The sequence below is a fragment of the uncultured Draconibacterium sp. genome (assembly GCF_913063105.1).
In the GTDB taxonomy this organism is placed as follows: Bacteria; Bacteroidota; Bacteroidia; order Bacteroidales; family Prolixibacteraceae; genus Draconibacterium.
Window position 1 is genome coordinate 205,471 of sequence record NZ_CAJXYQ010000004.1, and the last position, 23,668, is coordinate 229,138.

Genomic DNA, 23,668 nt, shown 5'->3' on the forward strand with positions numbered 1-23,668 from the left:
CTTTAATGCCTGTCAATTTACAAGCTTCTTGTTATCCCTTCGTCTCCCAGTCATTTCAGAATGAAGCAGCTATGCCTGCCGCAGCAAACGATACTTTTTTGCTGGCCGCAGGTTGTGGCAACAACCAGGTTTCGGGCAACTTGCTTATCAACGATAGTTTTTTACCCGATTCGGCATGGATAAGTCACATCGAATATCCTGAAACAGGTAATTTCTCGTGTGGCCCCCTGGGTGATTTTATCTATAAAAATACAATTAATTTTCGGGGAGAAATTACCTTAAACTACCGCCTAAGCTGCATCAGTAACCCGGAATATTACGCTGAGGCACAATTAACCATTTTTGTTGAAGACGATAACGATTGCGACAATGTTGTAAACAGTATTGACGTGGATGACGACAATGATGGAATTCTGGATGTTCATGAAGGTGACCAATCAGTAGATTCGGACAACGACGGTATTCCGGATTGTTATGATATAGATTCGGACAACGATGGTATTACCGATTTTACTGAATGGCAGACCGAAGGGCAATGCGCAAGTTTATTACTATGCGATAACAATTGCGATGGCTGGGACGACGCATTTGACCCTGCCGAAGGAGGAATGTACTACGAACAGGTTGATACCGACAGGGATGGAATCCCTGATTTTTTAGATACAGACTCGGATAACGACGGCATTTCAGATTTTATTGAAGCTTTTGATGTGCTAAACAATGGCGAGCCGGAGCTAAAAATGCAAAACCTCGATTACGACGGTGATGGCCTTGATAACAGCTGCGACACGTTAAACCGCGAACTATCGATGCGCAATCCAATGGGAAGCTGTAGCCCCTTACCCGACCATAACCAGAACAATATTAGAGATTGGCGCGACCCCATAAACTACCGGGCCGAAACTGACCCCCAGGATGCTAAAACCGCAGAAAACGGATTGCTCATTTTCCCCAACCCTGTATTAGATTACTGTACAATAAAAATACCAGCAGAAGCACACCATTCCGAAGTGCCTTATTCCTTAAAAATATTTGACTCGAAAGGCACGCTTATTCAACTTGAATTGCTATACCAGGAAGAACACCACTTGCCACTATCGCACTTAAAAGGAGGCATTTATATTATTCGAGTAAAAGCAGGTGCCACAAGCTGGACTACACGCATCAGCAAAATCAATTAGTTAATGCCAAACCTCTCGAAGCCACAATTATTTTGCACAAGTATTTGGTTTGTATTACATACTTGTTTAATTTTACAACCAAATTAAACCACATGAAATCAAGTACTTTAAACCAGGAAATGAGTGACAGCGAACTACTAAAAACACTAAAAACTGCTGTCACTACCTCAAAACGTTCGTTGTACCAGGATGGAATTCTGCTCATTCTCTGGGGAGCAAATTTTACCATTGGTTTTTTACTGAATTATTACAAATCAGCTCACCTGCTTGTTTGGTGGGAAAGAAATATTATTGACACCTTAAACATTTTGGCTGGCATTGGTTTAATAGGGTTTACCGCTTATTATTTATTTTTGCGCAAACCTAAATACCGCACCTATACAGCTATTTCAACACGTTTTGTTTGGCTGGGCATAATTATCGCCCATAACTTAAATGTTATTGTTACCAAAAGCTATTTACAAGAAGTTAGTTTTGCACTAATTCATCCGCTTCAGATGGTGTTAATTGGTTTTGCCCTATTTGTTACCGGCGGAATTTACAGATACACTTTACTTTCCATAAGTGGCGCTGCAATGTGGATTGCCGCCGTGTTGTGTGCCCATGTAGAACTGACCGACCAATACCTGATTCGAGCTATCGCAAACTTCATTTGTTTTGTGATTCCGGGGATTTTAATGTATATGCAAAGTAAAAAAACGGTTCATGTTTAAAGCGCTCGACCCTTTACTTCATTCGCAAGTTAGGCTGGCCATAACCACTATCCTCATTAATGTTAAATCGGCCGAATTTTCGTATTTACTCGAAAACATCGAAACCTCTAAAGGAAATCTCAGTTTCCAGATTACAAAGCTAAAAGAGGAGGGCTACATCAGGGTTAAAAAATCCTTCAGAAAAAATTACCCGCTTACAACCGTAAGTATTACTCCCAAAGGAATTGAAGCCTATGAAAACTACATTGATGCCATTTCTGAATATTTCAAAAAATCAGGAAAAATATAACCACCTGTCCTTTTGCCAATTCGTAAATACCTGAACAAACTTTGTGGTTTTTCATTAGAATCAGAGTAGGTAAAAAGGTCAATTTAGAGAAATGCAGCCGCTAATGCCGGAATTTGGTCAGGATTAACTATTTTGGCTTATTCGCTAAATAGTCAAAAAAAATGAAAACAAAACAATTCCTCGTTTCTCTGCTACTTTTTGCGTATATTTTTCCAACGCAGGCTGAAGTTAAGCTTCCCAAAATTTTCAGTTCTAACATGGTTTTGCAACAGGGTATGGAAGTTCCGGTTTGGGGCTGGGCAACCGCAGGCGAAACGGTTACAATTCAACTAACTACATCAGCATCATCTGACAATGAGAATTCCGGAGAGGCCGTGAAACAAACCATACTGATTGCCCATAACAACGCCATTGCCGACAGTAACGGAAAATGGACAACCAAACTGCCGGCACAAGCATACGGTGGGCCTTACACGCTAAGTATAAAAGGCGAAAACACGATTAATTTTACAAATGTAATGATTGGTGAAGTTTGGGTATGCTCGGGCCAGTCGAACATGGAATGGCCACTGGCACAGGCCAAAAATGCTGAAAAAGAAATAGCTGCAGCCAAAAACTCTAACATTCGCTTGTTTTCGGTACCCAAGCGTGTGGCACAGTTTCCGGAAGAGGATTTGGAAGCCGGAGAATGGATGGAATGCACACCTCAAACGGCACATAATTTTTCGGCCGTCGGGTATTTCTTTGGCCGTTCGTTAGCTGAACAGCTTAACGTGCCTATTGGTTTAATTCACACCTCGTGGGGCGGCACGGTTGCCGAAACCTGGACCAGCGCAAAAACCATTGCCAACGATCCGGATTTTAAAGCTCCGCTTACCGAGTTGCAGCAACTAAACGTGGAAGAATACAAAAAAAACAAGGAGGCTGAAATTCGAAAAATTCTGGGTGGAGAAATTCCTTTGGAAGACGAAGGAATGGTGAATGGACAACCTATTTACTCAGCACCGGAGTTAAACGACGAAACCTGGAGCTCGATAAAATCACCCGGATTATGGGAAGAACAAGGATATGTAAATATTGATGGAATTGGCTGGTACCGTAAGGAATTAAACCTCAACCAGGAACAAACACAGGTGAACCTCAATCTGCATTTAGGTAAAATTGACGATTCGGATATTACTTTCCTTAACGGAATAGAAGTTGGAAAAACAGAAAACCAATACAACAAAGACCGGGTGTATACCATTGATAAAAAATATTTAAAGCCCGGAAAAAACATGATTGTGGTGCGGGTAAACGATACCGGTGGCGGTGGCGGTATGTGGGGAGCACCTGAAGATCAGTACGTGGCAATTGGGAAAGAAAAAATAGATCTTTCGGGTAACTGGAAATTTAAAATTTCAAAAGCAGTTATGCAAGGTTTTGATTTAGGCCCCAACGCCTATCCTACTCTGCTGTTTAACGGCATGATACACCCCATAATTCCGTATGGTATAAAAGGAGCAATCTGGTACCAGGGTGAGTCAAATGCCAGCCGGGCCCTACAATACCGGCGTGTTTTTCCGAACCTTATAAACGATTGGCGAACGCAGTGGAATCAGGGCCAATTTCCTTTTCTTTTTGTGCAACTGGCCAACTACATGAAAGCCACACAACAGCCCGAAGAAAGTGAATGGGCCGAGTTACGCGAAGCCCAGAGTTTGACCTTAGAACTACCCAATACAGGAATGGCATCGGCCATTGATATTGGTGAAGCCGACGACATCCACCCCCGCAACAAACAAGACGTAGGCAATAGGCTGGCCTTAAACGCCTTAAAAACGGCTTATAATAAAGAACTGGTGCACACGGGCCCTACCTATCAATCGGTTGAATTTAAAGATGGAAAAGCCTATATTTCTTTTAAAGATACCGGCGATGGGCTTGCTGTAAAAGACAAATACGGCTATGTAAAAGCTTTCACAATTGCAGGGGATGATCGGAAGTTTTACTGGGCCAAAGCAGAAATTATAAATAAAAATACGGTGGTTGTTTATTCTTATGCCGTAAAAAATCCGGTTGCAGTGCGGTTTGGCTGGGCCAATAATCCTGATGATATTAACCTGTATAACCTCAACGAATTACCGGCGAATCCTTTCAGAACAGATAGCTGGCCAGGAATTACAAAGTAAATTGAGAATTAAATTGTTTTGAGCACACAATTAATTTATCAATATAAAGTTGATTATAAAACGTGTTTGCCTAGCTTTGTGCCAATTATGAGAAACTTTACCATTCTATTTTTTTTACTGCTTACCGAGCTAATAACTTTTGCTCAAAGCAACAATGCAACCTTAAAGGGTATTATTAAAGACCAAAATGGAATACCGGTTGATATGGTAAATGTGGTACTGAAAGAATACCCAACCCTTGGAACCACAACAAATGCAAAAGGTGAATTCTTATTGCGAATTCCGGCCCGTAAAAACCTAACTGTTATCTTCACCTCACTGGGGTACCAAACATTTCAAGATTCGGTTTTTGCCCAGCGCGAAGAAACAATTATAAAAAACATCGAACTTCCGGAGAAGAACCTTGAATTGGCAGAAATAATTGTACGCGAACAACGCCGCAATGGAGGTAGCATTGTTAGTCTCGATCCTAAAATTATTAATTCTATTTCAAGCGCATCAGGTGGTATCGAGGCGGGATTAAAAACACTGCCCGGTGTTTCGTCCAATAACGAATTAAGCTCGCAATACACCGTTCGAGGTGGTAATTTCGACGAAAACCTGGTTTACGTAAACGATGTGGAGGTATACCGCCCTTTTCTTATTCGGTCGGGGCAACAAGAAGGCCTGAGCTTTGTAAACAGCGATATGGTTTCAACCATCGATTTTTCAGCCGGCGGTTTTAACGCAAAATATGGCGATAAAATGTCGTCGGTTCTTGATATTAAATACCGGAAACCCAGCGATTTTCAGGGCTCCGCATCCGTAAGTATGCTCGGGGCAACTGCCCATTTCGAAGATGTAGCATTAAACGGCAAACTCTCGCACATTTCAGGCATCCGTTATAAAACCAACCGATACATCCTGGGCAGCCTCGACGAACAAGGGGAGTACGATCCGCGTTTTCTCGATTTCCAAACTTATATTACCTATCAATTCAACGAGAAACTCGACTTGTCGTTTTTGGGTAACGTGGCACAAAACGAATATAATTTTATACCACAAACACGCGAAACAACATTTGGCACCTGGCAAAATCCGTTAAACACCAAAATTTATTTCGACGGACAGGAACAAGACGATTTTCAGACCTATTTAGGAGCAATTACGGCCAACTACCACCCCAATCCAAACTTGAACTTAAAATTTATCGTTTCGGCCTACCACGCCAAAGAAAACGAAACTTACGATATTCAGGGGCAATATTACCTCAACCAATTGGAAAGAAATATGGGTTCTGAAGAATTTGGCGACAGTTCGTTAAACCTGGGTGTAGGCACTTTTATCAACCACACCAGAAACACGCTGGATGCCACCGTTTACAGTATTTCGCACAAAGGTGCCTGGAATTCCGAAAATCACCTGATGAACTGGGGGCTTAAATTTCAACACGAAAAAATAAACGACGAACTGAACGAATGGATCTACCGCGATTCGGCCGGTTATTCCATTCCTTATTCTGATGAGCAAGTTCTGCTGTATTACACATTGAACGCCAAAAATAAAATAAGTTCGAACCGGGTAACAGCATTTTTGCAGGACAGCTGGAGTGTGCCGGTAAACAGTGGCGATTTGTATTTAACTGGTGGTGTTCGTTTTAATTTCTGGGATTTCAACAACGAGTTGCTGATAAGCCCTCGCGCCACCTTAAGTTATTTTCCACAGTGGGAAAAGAAAATGTCCTTTCGCTTGTCGGCAGGAATGTACCACCAGTCGCCATTTTTCAAAGAATTAAAAAAGAGCGACGGCTATATTAATTACGATTCAAAAGCCCAACGATCATTTCAATTGGTTGGAGGTACTGATCTGCTTTTTACGGCCTGGGACCGCCCATTCCGATTTACCACCGAAGCTTATTACAAACACATGAGCCGACTTGTACCCTACCAGGTTGACAATGTTAGAATACGCTACCTTGCCGAACAGGAAGCAACCGGTTATGCAACCGGCATTGATTTGAAAATAAACGGCGAATTTGTAAGTGGCTTGCAATCGTGGGCAAGTTTATCGTTTCTTCAAACTGAAGAAGATATTAAGGGAGACGGACATGGGATGATTCCGCGCCCAACCGACCAGTGGATGAATTTCAGCTTGTTTTTTCAGGATTACCTGCCCGGCAACCCCACCTATAAAATGCAGCTATCAGGCTTTTACGGCGCACGACTGCCTACCGGCCCACCAAATGGAGAACGCTACCAGGATGTTTTTCGCATGCCCTCGTACCGTCGTATCGACCTTGGCTTTTCAAAAGTTTTTATTAGCCCTGCAAATCGCTCCAACTCGGCGCTATTCAAGCACATTACCGATATGTGGCTGAGTTTGGAGGTTTTCAATATTCTCAACATTAACAACACCATTTCGTACTTTTGGGTGTCGAGTATTTATGGCGACCAATATGCCGTACCTAATTACCTCACTTCCAGAAAATTCAACTTAAAACTTACAATTAAATTTTAAGCTATAATTTTCTAAAATAATGTTTTGAATGTTTAAACATTATTAAAACTGCCGCCTTGCACAAGTTGCTTTCCAGATGTTGATTGGTAAACAATTACCTTTGCGATACAATTTAATTGCTATTTATGATGCTAACAATTTACCAGGTTGACGCTTTTGCTGAAAAAGTTTTTGAAGGAAACCCGGCGGCCGTTATTCCCTTAAGCGAATGGTTACCCGATGCTACCATGCAAAAAATTGCGATGGAACACAACCTTTCTGAAACGGCCTTTTTTGTTCAGCAAAACGAATGCTTCCATATCCGCTGGTTTACGCCGGAGTCGGAAGTAGATTTGTGCGGCCACGCTACCCTGGCTGCTGCACATGTTTTGTTCGAGCATTTGCAGCATACTTCATCAAGCATTTGTTTTCAATCAAGAAGCGGAAACTTAAGCGTAAAAAAAGAAGGAGACTTATTGGTTTTAAATTTCCCTGTATCGGAAGTAGAGGCAAAATACATTCCAACAGGTTTGAAAACAGCCTTTAATATTCATCCTATCGAGTGTTTTAAAGGCCGCGAAGACCTGATGCTGGTGTTTAAAAATGAAAATGACATAAGACAACTGCAAGCCGATTTTCAGAAAATACTTGAAGCCAGCAAACGGGGAATAATCTGCACCGCAAAATCTGATGACGTTGATTTTGTTTCGCGCTTTTTTGCTCCGGCAGTTGGCATAAATGAAGATCCGGTTACTGGCTCGGCACACACCATGCTTATTCCGTACTGGGCCAAACAACTTAATAAAACTACCCTTGTGGCCAAACAATTATCAAAAAGGGGTGGCATTTTATATTGCAAACACCTCGACAACCGCGTTGAAATTGGCGGAAAAGCGGTTACTTACCTTGTAGGCAAAATCAATATTCAGTAAACGCTTCATTCGAAACAAATCAATTTTTCAACCGATAATAATAATTTGATCAATATCAGGTTTTATAAAGAATTACCGTTGATTATTGAGATTTTGATTTATTATAGTCGTATATTTTAAAAAAGAAAACAGTAACCCACATTATTAATAACTTCATTTTATATGAACGATCCTTTTGGTTTAGCCATTAAAGAATTTTATGAACGGGGAAAAGCTCCTCAAATAAATGTTGATTCGAACTACACCGAAGGCGAAGAAATTGCGCCATCCTATTTTTTCAGAAATGAAAAAGAACTGCCACGAATTGAAAAAACAGCATTAAAAAATTGCAAAGGAAAAATTTTGGATGTAGGCGCTGCAGCTGGATGCCACTCGCTTATTCTGCAAAAAAAAGGATACAATGTAACTGCGCTGGAAAAATCGGAACTGGCAGCTGAGGTGATGAAAAAACAAGGCATTGTTAAAGTTGTTCATGCCGATATTTTCGATTACCATGAAAAACAGTTTAATACCATTCTTTTGCTGATGAACGGAACGGGTATTGGTGGAAACATTAGTGGATTAAAAAAGCTGCTGGCTCATTTAAAAAGTCTTTTGCTCGATGGTGGTCAGATTTTAATCGATTCGTCGGATATAAAATACCTTTTTGAAGAAGAAGACGGCTCGAAATGGGTTGATCTGGGATCTACCAGCTATTACGGCGAGATGCAATACGAAGTTAGCTTCCGGAAATCATCGGTAAAATTCGACTGGTTGTTTGTTGACTTCAACACCCTGCAATTAGTTGCCAATGAAACAGGATTAAGTTGCAAACTAGTTGAAAAAGGCGACCACTTTGATTATTTAGCTCAGCTAAAACTGCAATAGGCGGCTGTTTAAACAAAAAAATGACCAAAGCTGTAGCCTGTAATCCAATCTCTGAATGTTAGTGAAATCACAAAAGACCATTCGCAAATCGAGCGAGTAATTTCGCAGAGTATTTTATGCCGTTTGCAGAATAATTCCGATGGTTTACAGATATAATTTCGGTATTTTCTGTCGTTTACATAATTTGGGGAAAGATTTAAACAGAAAACAACATGAAAGCTCTTATCCTCATCTCTTCCATTTTTTACATTCTTGGTTTAAAAATCAGTAACAAAATCGACATCGTAAAAAAAAGTAATCCGGTTGATAAAATCATCTCGCACAAAGTTCAGTCTTCAGAGCCCGACAAAACTGCAAAGTTTGAGCAGGAAGAAAAAGAAGCGGATGAAAACGAAGAAAAACAACCGGCAGTTAACAACACGATGGAATAGCAGTACAACCATCGCTACTGGTTAAGCGTATAAAATTATTAAGCAGAAAAACAGGAAATCATTTTTATGGTTTCCTGTTTTTGTTTTTTGTACATTCGGTGAAAAGTTGCTAAAGATTGCTTTTAAATGAATTGCCAAATTACATCCAACGATATTCGTGTAAAAAGCTGGGAAGAATTAACTCAGGAAGTATACCATGACTCGTGGAAACCCAGCCTCGGCCGTTTCAGGTCGGATTTTGCCTTTCGGGGATTGTCAGATTGCAACTACCGATTAGAGAATAGTTTCCTTCGCAATTGCGGCAATCGCCCGGAGCTGGAATACCATATGCTTCGGAATTTTAGAAAATATGCCCGAATCGATGATTTTTCGTTAGCCAACACGCAGCTGCGAGCCTTGGTACTGGCGCAACATCATGGCCTGGCAACCCGCCTGCTCGACTGGACTTACTCGCCATTTATTGCCATGCACTTTGCCACATCAAACACCGAAAAATACCACATTGACGGTGTGATTTGGAAAGTAGACTTTGTGCAGGTAAACCGCCTGATACCGGAACCCTTAAACGCTTTGCTTACGCTCGAAAAATGCAATGCTTTTACCGTTGAAATGCTTGAGTCGGTTTTTCCATCGCTGCAAAAACTCGATGAAACCATTGGAAGCGGCCACGCTTTGTTTTTTGAGCCACCTTCAATCGATGACCGTATTGTAAACCAGTTTGCACTGTTCTCGGTAATGACCAGTGCCACCGCTGTTCTCGACAAATGGCTAAACAAACACCCTGAAGTGTACCGTCGGATTATTATTCCGGCCAGTTTAAAATGGGAAATTCGCGATAAGCTGGATCAGGCAAACATCACCGAACGAGTACTTTTCCCCGGACTTGATGGGCTGGCCAGCTGGCTAAAAAGACACTATCGCCCGAAAATCTGATTTTTCGTTTTCAATCTCCGCATATATTTTGTATACATTTTTATATCTTTAGAACTGAATTTCAACAATTCTTTCTGTTTGCTGTTTTTAACTTGAACCAATCCATAAGATCTGATATCATGTCGAAATTTCAATTAAATCGTCGAAAATTTTTAGCTGCTCTCGGAATGGGAACAGCACATGTAATGTTCTCAAATCCTTTATATGCCAGAACTTATCCATCACGAAGTTTAAATCCTTTTCAACTGGTTAATCTTGGTAAATCGGGCATTAAAACTACGCTGTTAGGCATGGGCACCGGTGTACATGCCACCAACCGCACAAGTTTTCTTACACGACAAGATAAAACAAGCAGTATAGACTTGCTTTTGCATGCTTATGAAAAAGGCATCCGGTATTTTGATTTAGCCGACACCTACGGAACACACGGTTTATTTGCCGAGGCCATGTCAAAAATGAAGCGCGAAGAACTCACCATTACAACTAAAATATGGACGCGATCAGGTGGCATTCCCGAAAAAGAACGCCCCAACGCTGACCTCGTTGTTGACCGTTTCAGAAAGGAATTAAAAACCGATTATATCGATCTTGTTCAAATTCATTGTATGGTTGATGAAGACTGGACAGAAACCCTGAAACCCCAAATGGAAATCCTGTCGAAACTAAAAGACCAGGGAATAATAAAAGCTCATGGTGTTTCAGTACATTCACTCGATGCCATGAAAGCGGTGGTAAAAAGCCCCTGGGTTGATGTATTGCATGCCCGAATAAATCCTTACGGAATTGCCATGGACAAACCTGATCCGCAGGAAGTAGTTGAAGTAATACAGCAGCTACACCAGGCAGGAAAAGGTGTTATTGGCATGAAACTGGTTGGCAATGGAAAATTACGCGACGATAGCGAAAAAATTGATAACACCCTGCGCTTTGTTTTGGGGCTGGGATGTGTTGACAATATGATAATTGGCTTTGAAAACAAAGAACAGATTGACAATTACATTTTGCGCGTTGAAAAGGCACTAAAGGAATTGTAAGGCGAACTTAAAAACACCTCTTTAGCTATAACTTGATGAGCTTTTTACCGATGAAACGATATTACTTGCCCCTAAAACAAACCAATGTTAAGAAATTAAAAACTGACAATACCTTTAATTTCAACAACTTACACCCCAAGGCTTTTAAATAACCAATGTTCAGAACAATTGGAAGAGATTCGGCTTACTTTTGCACGACATTTCTTTAATACAATGAATTCAGTTTTTAAGCCCAAACTATTTACATTGCTGCGTGCCGGTGTAAGTAGTAAACAAATTAGTTCAGATGTTTTGGCCGGAATTGTGGTTGGAATTGTTGCCCTACCGCTGGCCATTGCATTTGCCGTTGCCTCAGGTGTTTCGCCCGACAAAGGCCTTATTACAGCCGTAGTGGCCGGGTTCCTTATTTCGTTTTTTGGAGGCAGTAGGGTTCAGATTGGCGGACCAACAGGCGCTTTTATTATAATTGTGTACGGCATTGTTGAACATTACGGTATTAATGGTTTAATAATTTCTACCATTATGGCCGGCATTTTACTAGTTCTTTTTGGTTTATTAAAACTGGGTACACTTCTGAAATTTATTCCTCATCCGCTTATTGTTGGATTTACCAGTGGCATTGCTCTTGTTATTTTTTCTACACAAATAAAAGATGCATTGGGTTTGACAATTTCAGAACTACCGTCTGACTTTATTGGCAAGTGGAACGTTTATTTCAACCAGTTAAGCACAATAAATCTGACGGCATTTTTTGTTACTGCTGTCACCATATTCATTACACTTTTTACGGGTAAAATAACCAAAAAAGTACCTGGCTCATTTGTTGCAATTATCCTTGTTACCGTTGTTGTTCAGCTCTTTCACCTACCTGTAGCAACAATTGAAACCTATTTTGGAGAAATCAGTAACTCCTTTCAGTTTTGCATCCCAACAGTAAAGCTCTCCGAACTACAAAATTACCTTGAACCTGCCCTTACTATAGCCTTGCTCGGAGGCATCGAGTCTTTACTCTCTGCAGTTGTTGCCGATGGTATGATAAGTGGAAAACACCGTTCGAACACCGAATTAATAGCGCAGGGCATTGCTAATATTGTTACTCCATTTTTTGGAGGCATTCCTGCAACCGGAGCCATTGCCCGTACAGCCACCAATATTAAAAACGGGGGGCGCACTCCCATTGCCGGCATAACCCACGCAATTACCTTGTTGCTTATTATGCTATTTCTGGGAAAATGGGCCAAATTAATTCCAATGTCGTGCCTCGCCGGAATATTAATAATTGTAGCTTATAACATGAGTGAATGGCGTTCGTTTGTTGCCATACTTAAAGGTTCTGTTTTTGATATTATTGTACTGGTAACCACTTTCCTTCTTACAGTTTTGGTTGACCTTACTGTTGCCATTGAAATTGGGGTAGTTTTGTCGGCCGTTTTATTTATGAAACGTATGTCGGACATTAGCGAAAAACGCATCAACAATGTAGTTGATACCGATGTAATTGAAGATTACTCGCTGTTGCCCAAAGGGGTTTCGGTATACGAAATTAGTGGCCCAATGTTTTTTGCCTCTGCACGTCGTTATTCCGAAGTTATCCTGGAAATTGGACAAAGTTGCTCGATATTAATTTTACGAATGCGCCATGTTTCCTTTATTGATGAAACCGGAATGCAAAACCTGCAAAGTTCGCTACGCATCCTGCAGGACCGTGGGGTAAGAATTATTCTATCGGGTGTTAACAAAGAGTTACAGTCAAATCTCGAGAAACGAATAAAAGCAAAAATACTATCTAAAACAGAAATTGAAGATTCCTTCGAAAATGCACTAAAAAGGGCTACTCCAACTAAAAAAAGTTAAAGAAAAACAGTTCGCTTTTCAGCATTACTTTTTACACATGCCTCCATTATTTTCAGTACCTCCAATGCTTCTTCAGGTTTAACAAGCAGCTCCTTATTTTTGCGTAGCGCATCAAAAATATTGGTGTAAAAAATGCGGTAATCGCCCGGAAGAGTCTCAACTAATTCTTCAACCTGTTCATCATTTTCATTGTACACCAGGGTACCCCACCAATCGGCATCTTCTTTGCCCCAATCCTCTCCTTCAGGCAAATTTCCGGCTTTAAGCAAATCTTCCTGCCCGTCTAATCCCGATTTATAAAAGGTACCGTATTCTCCGTGAATGGTGTATCGTGGACCAGGATCCAAAACGAGGTAAGAGCATTTTAAAAGTGCAGAAAAATTATCGTAATCGAGACGAATATCATAATAATCAGTTACTTTACCGGCGGTACGTACAACTTTAAGATGTGCCGTCACAGCTTTGGGGATACCAAACAAAACAAAAGCCTGATCGATCATATGCGAGCCCAGGTTATACAAAACCCCACTAAACTCATCTGGCTCTTCCTTCCAGGTATCAGCTGTTATCTCCGTTCGGTAACGATCGTAATGCGACTCAAACTCTACCAAGCGGCCAAAACGGGCTTCTTTAATTACTTTTTGTACGGTTCTGAAATCGCCGTCCCACCTTCGGTTCTGATAAACTGTAAACAGTAAATTTTGTGATTTTGCCAGGTTAATTAATTCTTGCAGCTGACTGCTTTTCTGAGCTGCAGGTTTTTCCACAACCACATGTTTTCCTGCATTAAAAGCCTGTTTTACCATTTCATAATGAAACTCATCGGGTGTATTTACCACAACAAGTTCAACCTCCTCGTCAGCTAATAATTCTTCATAAGTACGCACAATTCGGGCATTGGGAAACATACTCTGCGACAAAGTCTTGCTGCGTTCCAGTATTAATTTTACCCTAAAATTGCTATCTACTTTTAACGTTGGCCCATGAAACACCTGCCCCGACATGCCGAACGATGCTATTGCTACTACTACCTGCTTTTCCACTTCGTTATTTTATTAATTATTCGATAAAACCGGTTTTTACGTGTACCTATAAAATAAAAACCTAACACTATTTAAAGATACATATGTATTTATGAATTCAACAATTTCTCCTGTGTATCTTTAAAATTTTTCATTTAAAAATAAACAAATAGGCCTCATTCTCAAAAGTTGCTGAAAAACATCTGAGAATCATTGTATTGTATAACACATTAACTTCTATTCCACAAAATTTGATTGTAAATTGCTAAAGCAAAAAGGCATCAAGAGCGGCTGAACTGAACCAGTTGACAAAACAAATCCACCATAATGGAGAACAGTATACATCATTTCAAAATATGGCATTTAAACTTACAATCCTAATCGTATGAAAAATTTCCTGCAAAGCTATTTACTAAACAACAAATGTGTAAACCTGGAAACCGGGGATTATCCGGGGCCGTTTTTAACCATATCTCGTCAGGCGGGCTGCTCGGCCAAGCGCATTGCCATTAAGCTTTCAAAAATTTTAACCGGTTACAGTTACATGGCAGAAACAAAAACCGACGTAGAATGGAGATGGGTTGACAAAGATTTATTCTCAGCAGTTGTAAACGAAATGATTCAGGAAATAAATGCAGATGAGTTTGAAGACGCGGAAGAAGCCATACTTTTTTTAAAAGAAGTAGGAAGAGCCTTTTCTGATGAAACTATTTATGATATTTCTGATCAGAAACTAATTGAAACTCTGAAAGGTATTATTTGCAGACTCGCCTACCAGGGACGAACAATAATTGTTGGTCGCTCATCGGGTGCCATTTTAAAAGATGTCCCGAACAAACTGAATATTAGACTTGAAGCCCCAACCGACTGGCGAATAAACCGGATGATGCAAATAAAAGAAATGACCCGGTTAGAGGCAACAAATTACATTAACGAGGCCGATAAAAAACGTGATGCTTTTATTGAAAAAATTATTGGAAGAAAAGCTGAAAACAATGATTTTGATGTAATTTTCAACTATGCCTCGCTGGAAGACGACCAGATTGTGGATGCAGTGATAAATATTTTAAGAAATAAAAAAATAATAGCCCAGCACCACGAAATTTAATTTATTAACTATTTTTGATACCATTAGAATGATTAAAAACGTCTTCTGAAATACAGAAAGACATAAATTAAATCTCACCTTACCAAGGCCTTTCAATTGAAGGGTCTTGTTTTTTTTCGGTTTTTAATAAAAAAACAACATCTTTTTAGTGATAATCTAATAATTAGTACGTTACTTTGAACAAAGATTTTAATTCGTATGCAAACATATTTTGTGATTTTCCGTTTTAAACTCTGAAGCGTTCTTTATTTTAAACAAAAATTATTGGATAAAACAAGCGGCTAATGCCGCCAATTTTACATTTATACATTTATTTTTTTCTATTTTTTTATGAATTTATTTGTTGCAAGGTTAGATTCATCGATTACCGGTGACGACCTAAATGAACTCTTCTCTGCTCATGGAGAAGTTGCATCTGCCAAAGTTATTTTTGACAGAGAAACGGGAAACTCAAAATGTTTTGGTTTTGTTGAAATGCCAAACGACGAAGAAGCTAATGCTGCTATTGCTGCGTTAAACGAAAGCGAATTAGAAGGTAAAGAGATTGTAGTAAAGGAAGCCAATCCTCCACAGGAACGTCCACGTCGTGATTTTAATCGTGGCGGCGGCGGTGGCTACAACCGCGGTGGCGGTGGTGGTTACAACCGTGGCGGCGGTGGTGGTGGCGACCGCAGAGGCGGCGGTGGTTACGACCGTCGGGGCGGCGGCGACCGCAGAGGCGGTGGCGGTGGTTACAACCGCGACCGTAACGATCGCTGGTAAGCTTCCGGAAAGATATTCAAAAGAGGGTGTTCGTTTTTTACGAACACCTTTTTTTATAATTTCTTAAACCAGGCCTCGGCCTCTACCAATTCTGTTTTTTCGGCGGTTTTTACAGCATAATTAAATCCCGGCTGCATACAAAACGATCCGTATTCTCCTTTGGTGTTTAAGGCAATGTAACCAATCTGATGTTTCTCGTAATCAGGTATTTTTCGGGCAATACGCCGAACTGATTCTTCACAGGCTTTTTTAGGTGATTTTCCCTGACGCATAAATTCCACCACTAAAAACGAACCCAGCGTTTTCATTACCAGTTCGCCCGATCCGGTTGCTGTAGCACCTCCTACTTCTCCATCAACAAACAAACCGGCTCCAATAATCGGAGAGTCTCCTACCCTGCCAGGCATTTTATACCCCATGCCGCTGGTAGTGCAAGCACCTGAAATTCGTCCTTCTTCGTCAATAGCCAGCATACCAATGGTGTCGTGGTTATCTTCTGTTACATTTTCAATATTAATTCTATTACTGAATTCGCTTTGTTCTTTTTTCCACTTTTTCCACTCTGCTTTACGTGCTTTGGTTAAGAGTTTTTCTTTTTCAAAACCATTATCAAGGGCAAATTTAAGTGCTCCTTTTCCGCTTAACATTACATGTGGTGTTTTCTCCATTACCAAGCGCGCCACCGATACTGGATGTTTAATATGCTGCAGATAAGTAACACTTCCGGCACGTCCTTTTTCATCCATAATACAGGCATCCAGGGTAACTTTACCGCTTGCGTCAGGAATTCCGCCCTTGCCAACGGTAATTACATTCGGATCCGCTTCAGGAACACGAACGCCAGCTTCAACTGCATCAAGCGAGTGGCCTCCCTTTTTTAATATGTTCCAGGCAGCTTCGTTAGCCGCCATCCCATGGTTCCAGGTTGATATTACAAGTGGAAATTTATTGGCATTACTAAAAACAGTGGTTGCAGACACACGCGAACAGAGACCTGCTCCGCACAACAACACCGAACCTTTTGCCAAAAACGAGCGTCGAGAAATCATAGCTACACAACTTTTATATTTTTTTCAAAAGTAAAAAAATATAAGCGGAAGCCCACGATCGATGGTATTAGGATTTAAAAGATATGAACACAACTAATCGTTGGAAAAATACTCCAATGTTTTTCTGTAGTTTGAAAAAACAACGGCTCGTGAAATAAATCCAAGATATTTACCATCGTCAATAACTGCCAGGTTATAACGGTTGGATGTTTCAAATTTTTCAGCCACCCTTTCCATATTATCGTTTGATGAGATATAAAACTCTGGCATAAACATCAGGTCTTTAACCATCACTTTGTCGTATAGTTCATGCTCGAAAATAAGGTTCTTAACTTTTGATAATTTCACCATGCCTTTTAAATAACCTTCGTTATCTACAATTGGGAAAAGATTACGGTTTGAACGGGAAATGGCCTTAACCAGATCGCGCAAACTGGCATCAGGAGAAAGAACCTCAAAATCGTTTTCAATCAGCTTCTTCACTTCCATCGAACGTAATACAGCTTTGTCTTTATGATGGGTAATCAGTTCTCCGGCTTGTGCCAAACGTTTGGTGTAAATCGAATGCGGTTCAAAACGCATAATGGTAACATAGGCCACCGTTGAGGTTATGAGTAAGGGAATAAACATACCATACCCACCGGTAAGTTCTGCAGTTAAAAATATTCCGGTTAATGGCGCATGCATTACCGCTGCCATCATTCCGGCCATTCCGGCCAATGCAAAGTTATTCTCCGGAACTCCCAATTCAAAAAATGTATTTAACAATTTTACCAAAAAATAGCCGCCAATGGCACCAGTAAACAAAGTTGGAGCAAAAATTCCTCCGTTACCTCCGGACCCCGTTGTGGCCGACATGGCAAACACCTTAAAAATAAGTATGCCGGCTAATACCAACAATACAACATAAGGATTATCTTTCCATTGAAAGAAAATTGAATTATTGAGTAAATCCGCTCCCTGATTATTAAAAACCGAGTTTATACTGCTGTAGCCTTCTCCCCATAAAGGAGGAAAAACAAATATTAATACCCCAAGAGTAAACGCTCCCACCAACAAACGAACAAACCAGTTTTTTAAGGCCGAAAACCGACTTTCAAGCAGCATAGTTCCCCAGGTAAAATAAATGCCCAGCAAGCCGGTAAAAATGCCAACCAGAATATAAATCCAAATGGTATTAATTTCGAAAGGTGCCATTTGGGTAAAGCGCAACATTACCCCTTCGCCCATAAAAAAATACGACAAAACTGCTGCCGACACCGATGAGATTAACAAGGGAATTAGAAAGGCCATGGTAAGGTCAAGCATAAGCACTTCGAGCGTAAAAACAATCCCTGCCATAGGCGCATTAAAAATCCCTGCAATGGCTCCGGCTGCTCCGCATCCAACCATTAATGTAATGTATTTGTAGCGCAGTTTAAAAATCCGGGCTAAATTCGACCCGATTGAAGCACCGGTAAGAACAATGGGTGCCTCTGCACCTACCGATCCGCCAAAACCAATGGTTAAGGAACTGGCAATCATCGAGGAATAGGTTTTATGAGGTTTTAGCTTACTTCCTTTTTTTGAAATTGAATAAAGTATTTTTGAAACCCCATGACCGATATCGTCGCGTATTATGTAACGCACAAACAAAACCGTTAACAAAATTCCAATAAACGGATACAACAAATACAGGTAGCTGAAACTATCAACATGAATCATTTGTGTTAATTCTTCAGCCACAAAATGAATGAGGTTTTTTAACAAAAGTGCCGCTAAACCACTCAATAGCCCAACAACCAAACTTAGCAAATACAAAAAGTTCTTTTCAGAAATAGTGGCAATACGCCAGGCAACAAGTTTGTTAATAAACTTATCTATTCGAAAAAATTTAAACATGCGAAACATCAATTATCTGTTTACGATAACGGGTAAAAACACGGGCCCGGGAAATAAAACCAATATATTTTCCATCTTCGATGACAGCCAGATTATAGCGCCCCGACGATTCAAATTTACTGGTTACCACCTCCATACTGTCATCCGGATCAATATGGTACTCAGGCATATACATCAGCTCTCTTATTTTTACCGTATCATACAATTCATGGTTAAAAATCATTTCTCTCACATCATCCATCTTCACCATTCCAACCATTGTTCCATCCGCCTCAACCACCGGAAATAAGTTTCGGTGATTACGCGAAATGGCCATAGTAAGATCACGCAATGTTGCATCGGGCGCCAATACCTCAAAATCAGTTTCAATTAATTTTTTTACTTCCATCAATTGCAACACATTGGCATCTTTATCGTGCGTAAGCAGTTCTTTTCGTTTTGCCAGCTGAATATGATAAACAGAGTTGGGGGTAAAGGTTCTTACAATCAGATAAGCAAAAGTTGCGGTAATCATTAAGGGAACAAAAAGTTGATACCCGCCCGAGATATCGGCAATTAAAAATATACCGGTTAGCGGTGCATGCAAAACACCTGCAATTAAACCAGCCATACCAATTAAGGCAAAGTTATTCTCGTTAATATCCTTTATTCCCATACGTTTTACCAGCAAGGCAAAGAGCATACCCGTATTTACCCCCATAAACAAAGTTGGCGCAAAAATGCCGCCTACTCCACCAGCACCAAAAGTTAGTGAGGTTGCAACAATTTTAAGCAATATTACGGCTACAATCAGAGCCAAAGCGGCCCACATTTCCTCTCGTAACGAATAGAATAAACTATTATCAAAAAGGTAATTTAAATCGCCCGACAAACATTCGTTAATCGACTCATATCCTTCGCCATAGAGAGCAGGAAAAAAGAAAATAAGGGCACCAAGCCCAGTTCCTCCAATCAATAATCGTATTCGATTGTTTTTAAGTTTTTCAAAAATATCGCCAACAAATAAATATACTTTGGTAAAATAAACCGACACAAAACCGGATACGATCCCCAGTAGAATATAAAAAGGTAGATCTACCAGGGTAAAAGTTTCGATGACCTTGAATGGATAAAGTACATTCTGTCCTAAAAACAAATACGAAGTTACCACTGCTGTTGATGATGCAAGCAAAAGTGGCACCAATGAAAATACAGTAAGATCAATCATGATAACTTCTACGGCAAAAACAATTGCAGCAATGGGGGCTTTAAAAATAGCGGCCATAGCGCCCGCACAGGCACAGGCCAGCATTAATATGGTGTTTTTATAATTAAGTCGGAATACTTTGGCCATCCACGAGCCCCAGGCCGTACCCGTGGCAACAGTAGGCCCTTCTAATCCAACCGAACCACCAAAGCCAACAGTAAGTGAGGCGGTTACAACCGACGAAAATAGATTATGGGTACTAACTTTTCCTTTTCGTTTGGAGATGCTGTGTAGTACATTGGGTATTCCGTGGCGTACTTGCGAACGAACAACAAATTTTATGAATAAAATAGCCAGCAGGATGCCAACTACAGGTAATGCAAAATAAATATAGTTTTGTACTTCGTTGGAAATAAGGTGGTGCACCAATTGTTCGGTAATACGAACAGTGTTTTTTATAATTACGGCTGCTATACCGGCCAACAAACCAACAACAATGCTGAGTACCGTTATAAATCCCCGTTCTCCGAGGTGTTTAAGTCTCCACCGGTGCATTCGAACCAAAATATGTTGCCTTACCTTACTCATTTAACGGAGTAAAAGTAACAATAAGCTTTAGCTATTAACTATTTTTAAGGAACTAAAAAGCCAAACTTTTTGTTTAACTAACAAAATCAATTTAATGGATATAAAACTAACAGGTAGCAATGGTTACGTAGGTCGACTCATTACATCGGAATTAGCGAAAAAAGGGCACTCTGCCTCAGGTATACAACGACCATTATTGTACGGGCCAGCAGATGCTTTAAGCGAAGAACTGCGCAAAACAGATGTAGTTATTAATTTGGCAGGTGCATCAATTTTACAGCGCTGGACCGAAAAGAACCGGGAAATTATATACAATAGCCGGGTGCACACAACGCAAAACCTGGTAAAAGCAATTAAGGCCTTACCTGCAACCGAGCGCCCCAAAAAGCTTATATCGGCATCGGCCATCGGAATTTATTCGGCCAATCAAATGCATACAGAAGAAAGCCAAAACTTTGATGATGGTTTTCTTGGGCAGGTGGTGAAAGACTGGGAGAATGCACTCAGCGATTTACCCACAGAGGTGCGGCAAGTAATTTTTCGTTTGGGAGTGGTAATAGGCAGCAATGCTAAAACCATTAAAAATATGTTACTACCATTTCGCCTGGGTTTGGGAGCTAAAGTTGCTTCCGGAAAGCAGGCATTTCCTTTTATTCACGAACAAGATGTTGTAAATGCATTTACCTGTGCGACAGAGCAAAATTCAATCAACGGAATATACAATCTTACTGCTCCAGCTACTATTACAAATAAAGAATTTACGCAAAGCCTGGCAGAAGTGCTAAAGCGACCGGCATTTTTTACCCTACCTGCTTTTGTGTTAAAAGCTGCTTTAGGAGAGGCTGCCCTGCTTCTTTTGGAATCACCATCCGTATCATCGGAAAAACTGTTGCAGGCAGGATTTAAATTCACCTACCCCTCGATTGACAAAGCCCTGCAAGCTATTATTTCTGAAGGCTAAGAATTTGGTAACGTTTGATACATTCACAATCATTAGCTTTGTACTAAATTCGAGTTATTATCTATGACAAATCAGAACAAAGGGCATCTTCGCTCCGGGAATAAACTTTTTAGGGAAACATTTTTGCTTCACCCCTATCGTTTATTTTCTTTACGGGCAACTGTTTCAATGGCAATTCTGGCAATTCCATTTATTGTTGCCGGAATGCCTTTCTATGGCGTTACCCTGGCATTGGGTGCAGTTGCCGGAGCACTCTCCGAAACTGACGACCACCCCAAAGGGCGAATTAAATCTCTTTCTATTACAATTGTAAGTTTTTTTATTTCAAGCTTTTGCGTAGGCTTGTTGCAAAACTACCCCTGGCTTTTGGGGGCAGGATTTGTTCTTTCCACCATTCTTTTTATCCTTGTTGGAGGAATTGGAGAGCGCTATCGAGCCATAACTTTTGGTTCAATACTGGTTGGTATTTATGCCATGTTAGGGCTTGAGATAAGTTCTAATTGGTATTACCAGGCGCTGTTATTACCTGCCGGCGCCCTTTTTCATGGAGTTCTTTCCTTAGTATTAATAGTTAAACATCCGTGGCGATTACTTGATGAACAAATGGCAAACGGTTTCAAAGAACTATCGAAATACCTGGAAAAAAAGGCGATGCTATTCCCAAGTAATTTGCAGGAACAGGCCGGAATAAATAAAGATCTGGCTTTGCTGAATATTAATGTAGTAAATGCATTGGAACGAATCAAAAACGTTCTAAACAATTACGAGAGAGAAGTACGCGACCCGCAGATGCTAAACACCTACCTTCAGCGCTTTATGTTACTCCAGAGCTTACACGAAAGGGCAGCTTCAACACACGACCGACACGATAAACTTGGCAACAGCACTGAACAGCTCGAAGTTATGACAGGCTTTGGTGAAATGTTGCGCCAACTGGCTGCTGCCTTGCACCGTGTTGAAGAAAATATGCTTACCGGTAAGCCTTATCATCATCCTCAAACTCTGGAATGGATATCGTCGGCAATTGAAACCAAATTGCAGCAAATGCCGGCCAAAGAGGCACAAGACCTTATTTTGCTTCATCACAATCTTCATCGATCGCATATTTCCTTAAAATTTCTCGATAATTTAAAAACAGGTACCGCTATTCCCCGCTTGCGAAGAGATGAAAGAACACTTTTTCAGCGTTTTAAAACACAACTTTCGCTGCGCCACCCTCGAATGCGGTATGCGATTCGTTTAAGTCTCACCTTTGCCCTGGGTTTTATTTTAGAACGTTCAATGCAGCTCGACAAAGGAGAATGGGTAATGCTAACCAGTTTATTTGTAAGTCAAATTACCTACAGCGATACCCGCCGTCGTCTTTTTGAACGCGTTTTGGGAACAACAACCGGAATTATCATTGGAGCCGTTCTATTGCAGATATTTACAACAACGGCAGCACAGGTTTTATTAATGCTGGGGTCCTCAATGGCATTTTTTTATTGGTTACGGCGGAAATATTCTATTGCCGTAATTTTTGTAACCACTTTTGTTCTTAGTGCCTTAAACCTTATTTCAAACGATGGAGGCATAAACATACTACTCCCCCGCTTAATCGATACTGTTTTGGGGGCGGTCTTATCTTTTCTTACCATACGTTTTATTTGGCCCGGCTGGCAATACCGACGTTTCCCTGGTCTGGTTGAAAAAGCATTAGAAAAAAACAAAAGCTACATACAAGCTATTGCTAAAGAATATCAGAAACTTAGCGCCGATGATTTAAACTACCGCATTGCCAGAAGAGAGGCACACCTTGCCGATAATGATTTGGCACAAGCCTGGAACAGCATGCGTCAGGAACCTAAAAGCAAACAGCAAAAGATTAGTAATGCACTGGAAATAACCTACCTAAACCATGCTTTGCTGTCCCACATTTCGGCCTTGGGAGCACATCGTGAAACAAACATCCTCGACTACGAAGAGAACTATGTATTTTTCGAACAAATAACAAAAAAACTGGCTGAGGCTGGAAATAGCAAACAGGAGAATACCACTGACTTGTCGGCATTGTTAATGATGTTGCAACATCAAATAAAACAAAGCGAAACAGGTTTAAAAAGACAACAGCTACGCTTATTCTACAACATTGCAGCCACCTCCTCTAAAATTATTGAAGAGTTGAATTACAGCACTAATCAACTTCATGAACGGGCATAAAAAAACCTTCTACCAAAAGGCAGAAGGTTTAT

At 40.5% G+C, this 23,668-nt stretch carries 19 protein-coding genes; 15 read left to right on the plus strand and 4 right to left on the minus strand.

Going from position 1 to position 23,668, the window contains the following annotated elements:
- Positions 1 to 71 precede the first annotated feature (71 nt).
- The 11 genes from QZ574_RS05605 to QZ574_RS05655 all read left to right on the plus strand — a co-directional run bounded on the left by QZ574_RS05605 (position 72) and on the right by QZ574_RS05655 (position 12,880).
- The gene (locus QZ574_RS05605) at positions 72 to 1,181 is read left to right on the plus strand and encodes a T9SS type A sorting domain-containing protein (RefSeq protein WP_297087661.1); all 1,110 of its coding nucleotides are present in this window, start codon (positions 72 to 74) and stop codon (positions 1,179 to 1,181) included.
- 92 nt (positions 1,182 to 1,273) lie between these two features.
- On the plus strand, positions 1,274 to 1,894 hold the full coding sequence (locus QZ574_RS05610) for a hypothetical protein (RefSeq protein ID WP_297087663.1): 621 nt from the start codon (positions 1,274 to 1,276) through the stop codon (positions 1,892 to 1,894).
- Complete coding sequence (locus QZ574_RS05615; protein ID WP_297087665.1) at positions 1,887 to 2,183, plus strand: transcriptional regulator; 297 nt, start codon at positions 1,887 to 1,889, stop codon at positions 2,181 to 2,183. The genes QZ574_RS05610 and QZ574_RS05615 overlap by 8 nt, the downstream gene beginning before the upstream one ends.
- A gap of 161 nt (positions 2,184 to 2,344) precedes the next feature.
- On the plus strand, positions 2,345 to 4,354 hold the full coding sequence (locus QZ574_RS05620) for a sialate O-acetylesterase (RefSeq protein WP_297087667.1): 2,010 nt from the start codon (positions 2,345 to 2,347) through the stop codon (positions 4,352 to 4,354).
- An 87-nt stretch (positions 4,355 to 4,441) separates the two neighbouring features.
- Complete coding sequence (locus QZ574_RS05625) at positions 4,442 to 6,850, plus strand: TonB-dependent receptor (protein ID WP_297087669.1); 2,409 nt, start codon at positions 4,442 to 4,444, stop codon at positions 6,848 to 6,850.
- Between the two features lie 125 nt (positions 6,851 to 6,975).
- Positions 6,976 to 7,761, plus strand: a complete 786-nt coding sequence (locus QZ574_RS05630) for a PhzF family phenazine biosynthesis protein (RefSeq protein ID WP_297087672.1) — start codon at positions 6,976 to 6,978, stop codon at positions 7,759 to 7,761.
- Between the two features lie 162 nt (positions 7,762 to 7,923).
- Positions 7,924 to 8,628 carry a class I SAM-dependent methyltransferase gene (locus tag QZ574_RS05635; RefSeq protein ID WP_297087673.1) on the plus strand — a complete coding sequence of 235 codons (705 nt, stop codon included), beginning with the start codon at positions 7,924 to 7,926 and terminating at the stop codon, positions 8,626 to 8,628.
- 212 nt (positions 8,629 to 8,840) lie between these two features.
- The gene (locus QZ574_RS05640; protein WP_297087675.1) at positions 8,841 to 9,059 is read left to right on the plus strand and encodes a hypothetical protein; all 219 of its coding nucleotides are present in this window, start codon (positions 8,841 to 8,843) and stop codon (positions 9,057 to 9,059) included.
- A 126-nt stretch (positions 9,060 to 9,185) separates the two neighbouring features.
- Entirely contained in the window at positions 9,186 to 9,992 is an 807-nt protein-coding gene (locus QZ574_RS05645) for an FRG domain-containing protein (protein WP_297087678.1), read from the plus strand.
- A gap of 119 nt (positions 9,993 to 10,111) precedes the next feature.
- Positions 10,112 to 11,026, plus strand: coding sequence for an aldo/keto reductase (locus QZ574_RS05650; RefSeq protein WP_297087680.1), 915 nt, complete (start codon positions 10,112 to 10,114; stop codon positions 11,024 to 11,026).
- A gap of 213 nt (positions 11,027 to 11,239) precedes the next feature.
- Positions 11,240 to 12,880 carry a SulP family inorganic anion transporter gene (locus QZ574_RS05655; protein ID WP_297087681.1) on the plus strand — a complete coding sequence of 547 codons (1,641 nt, stop codon included), beginning with the start codon at positions 11,240 to 11,242 and terminating at the stop codon, positions 12,878 to 12,880.
- Here QZ574_RS05655 and QZ574_RS05660 read toward each other — a convergent pair.
- On the minus strand, positions 12,877 to 13,923 hold the full coding sequence (locus QZ574_RS05660; RefSeq protein WP_297087683.1) for a Gfo/Idh/MocA family oxidoreductase: 1,047 nt from the start codon (positions 13,921 to 13,923) through the stop codon (positions 12,877 to 12,879). The two genes, QZ574_RS05655 and QZ574_RS05660, sit on opposite strands and share 4 nt — an antisense overlap.
- 364 nt (positions 13,924 to 14,287) lie before the next feature.
- On the opposite strand from QZ574_RS05660, the gene QZ574_RS05665 reads away from it, so the two are divergent.
- Positions 14,288 to 15,010: a cytidylate kinase-like family protein gene (locus QZ574_RS05665; RefSeq protein ID WP_297087685.1), complete on the plus strand. Its 723-nt coding sequence runs from the start codon at positions 14,288 to 14,290 to the stop codon at positions 15,008 to 15,010.
- A 330-nt stretch (positions 15,011 to 15,340) separates the two neighbouring features.
- Positions 15,341 to 15,772: a hypothetical protein gene (locus QZ574_RS05670; RefSeq protein ID WP_297087688.1), complete on the plus strand. Its 432-nt coding sequence runs from the start codon at positions 15,341 to 15,343 to the stop codon at positions 15,770 to 15,772.
- A gap of 53 nt (positions 15,773 to 15,825) precedes the next feature.
- Here the strand turns inward: QZ574_RS05670 and QZ574_RS05675 are convergent, their stop codons facing one another.
- From QZ574_RS05675 to QZ574_RS05685, 3 genes are all read right to left on the minus strand, one after another.
- Positions 15,826 to 16,821, minus strand: a complete 996-nt coding sequence (locus QZ574_RS05675) for a N(4)-(beta-N-acetylglucosaminyl)-L-asparaginase (RefSeq protein WP_297087690.1) — start codon at positions 16,819 to 16,821, stop codon at positions 15,826 to 15,828.
- Between the two features lie 93 nt (positions 16,822 to 16,914).
- A complete protein-coding gene (locus tag QZ574_RS05680; protein WP_297087692.1) occupies positions 16,915 to 18,702 on the minus strand; it encodes a chloride channel protein in 1,788 nt (595 codons plus the stop codon).
- Positions 18,695 to 20,476 carry a chloride channel protein gene (locus QZ574_RS05685; protein WP_297087694.1) on the minus strand — a complete coding sequence of 594 codons (1,782 nt, stop codon included), beginning with the start codon at positions 20,474 to 20,476 and terminating at the stop codon, positions 18,695 to 18,697. Before QZ574_RS05685 ends, QZ574_RS05680 begins: the two co-directional genes overlap by 8 nt.
- Positions 20,477 to 20,570: 94 nt before the next feature.
- On the opposite strand from QZ574_RS05685, the gene QZ574_RS05690 reads away from it, so the two are divergent.
- Together QZ574_RS05690 and QZ574_RS05695 are read left to right on the plus strand one after the other, a co-directional pair.
- A complete protein-coding gene (locus QZ574_RS05690) occupies positions 20,571 to 21,437 on the plus strand; it encodes a TIGR01777 family oxidoreductase (RefSeq protein WP_297087696.1) in 867 nt (288 codons plus the stop codon).
- A 63-nt stretch (positions 21,438 to 21,500) separates the two neighbouring features.
- Entirely contained in the window at positions 21,501 to 23,636 is a 2,136-nt protein-coding gene (locus tag QZ574_RS05695; protein WP_297087698.1) for an FUSC family membrane protein, read from the plus strand.
- Positions 23,637 to 23,668 lie beyond the last annotated feature (32 nt).

Coding starts and splice junctions, on each gene's coding strand:
- QZ574_RS05695 (WP_297087698.1), top strand. CDS start 21,501: ATGACAAATCAGAACAAAGGGCATCTTCGCTCCGGGAATAAACTTTTT.
- QZ574_RS05605 (WP_297087661.1), top strand. CDS start 72: ATGCCTGCCGCAGCAAACGATACTTTTTTGCTGGCCGCAGGTTGTGGC.
- QZ574_RS05635 (WP_297087673.1), top strand. CDS start 7,924: ATGAACGATCCTTTTGGTTTAGCCATTAAAGAATTTTATGAACGGGGA.
- QZ574_RS05625 (WP_297087669.1), top strand. CDS start 4,442: ATGAGAAACTTTACCATTCTATTTTTTTTACTGCTTACCGAGCTAATA.
- QZ574_RS05655 (WP_297087681.1), top strand. CDS start 11,240: ATGAATTCAGTTTTTAAGCCCAAACTATTTACATTGCTGCGTGCCGGT.
- QZ574_RS05645 (WP_297087678.1), top strand. CDS start 9,186: ATGAATTGCCAAATTACATCCAACGATATTCGTGTAAAAAGCTGGGAA.
- QZ574_RS05640 (WP_297087675.1), top strand. CDS start 8,841: ATGAAAGCTCTTATCCTCATCTCTTCCATTTTTTACATTCTTGGTTTA.
- QZ574_RS05685 (WP_297087694.1), bottom strand. CDS start 20,476: ATGAGTAAGGTAAGGCAACATATTTTGGTTCGAATGCACCGGTGGAGA.
- QZ574_RS05665 (WP_297087685.1), top strand. CDS start 14,288: ATGAAAAATTTCCTGCAAAGCTATTTACTAAACAACAAATGTGTAAAC.
- QZ574_RS05680 (WP_297087692.1), bottom strand. CDS start 18,702: ATGTTTAAATTTTTTCGAATAGATAAGTTTATTAACAAACTTGTTGCC.
- QZ574_RS05690 (WP_297087696.1), top strand. CDS start 20,571: ATGGATATAAAACTAACAGGTAGCAATGGTTACGTAGGTCGACTCATT.
- QZ574_RS05610 (WP_297087663.1), top strand. CDS start 1,274: ATGAAATCAAGTACTTTAAACCAGGAAATGAGTGACAGCGAACTACTA.
- QZ574_RS05615 (WP_297087665.1), top strand. CDS start 1,887: ATGTTTAAAGCGCTCGACCCTTTACTTCATTCGCAAGTTAGGCTGGCC.
- QZ574_RS05675 (WP_297087690.1), bottom strand. CDS start 16,821: ATGATTTCTCGACGCTCGTTTTTGGCAAAAGGTTCGGTGTTGTTGTGC.
- QZ574_RS05670 (WP_297087688.1), top strand. CDS start 15,341: ATGAATTTATTTGTTGCAAGGTTAGATTCATCGATTACCGGTGACGAC.
- QZ574_RS05630 (WP_297087672.1), top strand. CDS start 6,976: ATGATGCTAACAATTTACCAGGTTGACGCTTTTGCTGAAAAAGTTTTT.
- QZ574_RS05620 (WP_297087667.1), top strand. CDS start 2,345: ATGAAAACAAAACAATTCCTCGTTTCTCTGCTACTTTTTGCGTATATT.
- QZ574_RS05650 (WP_297087680.1), top strand. CDS start 10,112: ATGTCGAAATTTCAATTAAATCGTCGAAAATTTTTAGCTGCTCTCGGA.